The sequence below is a fragment of the Salinimicrobium oceani genome, assembly GCF_012037645.1.
This window is the reverse complement of record NZ_JAAVJR010000153.1, coordinates 1-689: the sequence shown is the minus strand read 5'-3', so window position 1 is coordinate 689 and position 689 is coordinate 1. Positions and strand designations below refer to the sequence as shown.

General features: G+C 43.3%; 1 protein-coding gene. It reads right to left on the bottom strand.

Annotated elements, in window-relative coordinates; genetic code table 11:
- Nucleotides 1-689 (bottom strand): L,D-transpeptidase scaffold domain-containing protein (locus tag HC175_RS15970; RefSeq protein WP_209310022.1); only part of this gene is annotated, 689 nt, incomplete at both ends.

Here is a 689-nt window from a genome sequence, read left to right as displayed (position 1 = left end):
CTGCTTGTAACGGTCCTGCGGACTCTTATTTAATTCTGAAATTGTGGAATTCCCTATGATCCCATCTGTCTGTATACTTTTGCTCTGCTGAAATTCTTTTATTGCTTCTACTAAAGCTTCGGAATAAGTGCTGTCAACAGCTGAAGTATCTACCTGCACCTGAAGCGTATTTAATCTTTTTGCTATCGCGGGGATCCTCGCATCCTTGTCTCCCGGGTTGATCAATTCTCCTTCAGGAATTTTCTTTGTATCACCTTTTTCTTCCTTTAGTTCTTCAAATTCAGCAAGGCTGGTTTTCAAATCGCGAGATACCTGGTGATTAGGTTTAAGATCCTCAAATACTTCTTCGAAATTTCCGTTTTCAATGGTGTTTTTCAGCAGGGAAGCAAGATCTTTTTCCTCCTTTTTCACACCCCAAAATTCATTGAGTTCCCTTGGATCCAGTTTGCCGTAGTAGAGATGCCGGGCATAAGTAAGAAAAGCGTCAGAAAGCAGCAGGTCCAGCCCGGCCGCCTCATCTTCATCCAGGTCTCCTGCCGAAAGCAGCCTGTCTATTTCTTCGCCGTGATAATCCTCAAAGTTAAGCCCTTCGAGATCTGCTTCCGCCAGGTTGTTGTAAAACAAATAGATATGTTCCCCGTCTCTCCATAGCGACTTGTATTCTCTTTCGCTATAGATCTTTTCCAGTA